This window comes from Thiohalocapsa sp., from assembly GCF_019695415.1.
GTDB lineage: Bacteria > Pseudomonadota > Gammaproteobacteria > Chromatiales > Chromatiaceae > Thiohalocapsa.
Map to the genome: position 1 here is coordinate 1 of NZ_JAIFKJ010000105.1, position 2,243 is coordinate 2,243.

Consider the following 2,243-nt stretch of genomic DNA (forward strand, 5'->3'; position numbering starts at 1 on the left):
TCTTGAGCTAGTGTTTAGCCATGCAGACAGCGCATGGCAACTTGCATCTCGAGATCCAGACCTCCCGCAAGAGCCCGGTCGGCATTTTGCGCACCACGTTCCGCGAGAACGGCAAGATGCAGCATACGCAGCACGGGCGCATCACCGGCTGCTCGTTGGAGCAACTGAAGCTCCTGCAACTCGCTTTTCGTGAACGCGTCGTTCCCGTCGATGACCCGCAGGCGTTTCGGATTTTGGACAGCAGGGAATACGGCGCGAGCTTTGCGATCCTGGCCGTCGCCAAGCAGCTGGGGCTGCACCGGGTGCTCTATTCGCGTGCGGAACCGTGGGTGAACAGCGCGCTGGCGATGATCGTCGGCCGCCTGGTCTATGCCGGCAGCAAGCTCGCCTTGTGCAACCACCACCCGAACACCTGCCTGTGGGAGCTCTGCGGCATCGCTGAGCCACCCGATGTCGATGTGCACTGCTACGAGCCCATGGATGAGCTCTTGCGGCGCCAGACGGCGATTCAGCGACACCTCGTCCGCCGCCATCTCAACGGCGGTCATGTGGTGCTCTACGACATCACCAGCGTCTATTTCGAAGGCGAGTACCAGGATAGCGAGTTGGTGACGTTCGGCTACAACCGCGACGGCAAGCGCGGGCACGAACAAATCGTGGTCGGGCTGATCTGTACGGCAAAGGGTTGTCCGGTCGGCGTGGAAGTCTATGCGGGGAATACCAAGGACGAAACCACGGTCGTCGACAAGGTGCATGAAATCAAAGCCGACTACGGCATCGAGAAGGTCGTGTTCGTCGGTGATCGCGGAATGATCACACGCAGCAATATCGAAGCGCTGAAGGACGAGGAGGACTTGCGCACGGTCAGTGCCTTGACCCATGGCGAGATGATGACCTTGCTCAAGAACAAGGTGATTGCCCTCGACCTCTTCGATGAGCGCAGCATCCATGAGGTCACTGACCCCGATGATCCTGCACGGCGTTACTGTCTCTGCCGCAACCCGCTGACCGCGCAACGCGAGGGCAAGACGCGCGAACGTCTTCTGGCGCTCACCACAACCGCTCTGGACAACATCGCGGCATACCAACGGGCCACGACCGTGGAGAAGCTTGGGGCGCGTGTCGGCAAGGTCTTGGCCAAATACAAGGTGGGAAAGTTCATCCGCTGGTCGATCGACGCCGATCCCGACAAGCCGAAGTCCCGCGAACATCGTCTGGTTTGGTCGATCGACACGGACAAGGTGGAACGGGAACAACGCTTCGATGGCTGCTACATCATTACGAGCGATGTCGATCAGGAAGCGATGAGCACCGTGGAGGTCGTCAACGCGTACAAGAGCTTAACCTTCGTCGAGCGCGCCTTTCGCAATCTCAAGACCGTGCAACTCGAGATCCGTCCGGTCTACCACAAGACCGATGACCGCATTCGCAGTCATGTCTTTCTCTGCATGCTGGCCTATTATCTGCAATGGCATATGGAACAGCGTCTCGCACCTCTGTTCGCCGCGAACGGACAAGGGCCGGAAAGGCGCTGGACATTTCGCGGTGTGATCGAGTGTTTGACGCAGATCACCCGTAACAAAGTCACTGTCAATGGCGCCGAGTTCTATCAGAACAGCACGCCGACGCCGGAGCAGGAAGAGATACTGAACTTGTTGCAGGTCGCGATGTAGCCACCCGCGTGAAATCTGAAACTGCGATTTTTGTCATTACTGGCAAAGGCTTACGCGGGTTTGAGCGAGGAAGATCGGCCTTGAGCAGCACCAGATCAAAGGGTGCGGCCTGGCCGCTCGGGGGCGCGTCAGCCGGCAGTTGCGCCGGATCGCTGACGGGTGAGGCGGCATCGTCCAGCCACTGCGTGCCTGGGCCGAGCCAGGTGCAGAGCAGGCGGATACCGTTGTGGTCGCGGTGCCAGCGTGGGCACATCGGCCGGTGCAGGACCTCCAGGCGCAGGCCGATGCGCGGGCAGCCCAGCAGCTCGCCGAAGACCTCCACCAGAAAGGCAAGCTCCTGTGCGGCGCCGGCGGCGACCGTCGCCGCGGGCAGCGGCAGTGCCGGCAGGGGCCGGCCGGCATCCACGACGCGCCTGAAGCCGGTGAGCGCACTTTTATCGGCGGCTCGCGTCAGCGCGGCCTGAAGCCCGGGCACCCGCGGGCGGCGGCAGCGGCCCACCTGCCCCCCCGGCGGGAGAATCGCGCCTCAATCCGCCAGCTCCGTCCCGGCCCGCAAGGCCGCGGGGGCAG

The 2,243-nt window shown here is 62.2% G+C and carries 3 protein-coding genes; 2 read left to right on the forward strand and 1 reads right to left on the reverse strand.

Annotated elements, in window-relative coordinates; genetic code table 11:
* Window positions 1-41: 41 nt before the first annotated feature.
* Window positions 42-1,673 (forward strand): IS1634 family transposase, encoded by a 1,632-nt coding sequence (locus I6U14_RS02275; protein ID WP_296896554.1) that lies wholly within the window; start codon window positions 42-44, stop codon window positions 1,671-1,673.
* On the opposite strand, the gene I6U14_RS18225 is transcribed toward I6U14_RS02275, so the two are convergent.
* Complete coding sequence (locus tag I6U14_RS18225; RefSeq protein ID WP_367115613.1) at window positions 1,591-1,995, reverse strand: DUF1826 domain-containing protein; 405 nt, start codon at window positions 1,993-1,995, stop codon at window positions 1,591-1,593. The genes I6U14_RS02275 and I6U14_RS18225 overlap by 83 nt on opposite strands.
* Here I6U14_RS18225 and I6U14_RS02280 point away from each other — a divergent pair.
* A partial coding sequence (locus I6U14_RS02280) for a hypothetical protein (RefSeq protein WP_296896556.1) occupies window positions 1,933-2,243 on the forward strand: 311 nt, incomplete at its 3' end. The two genes, I6U14_RS18225 and I6U14_RS02280, sit on opposite strands and share 63 nt — an antisense overlap.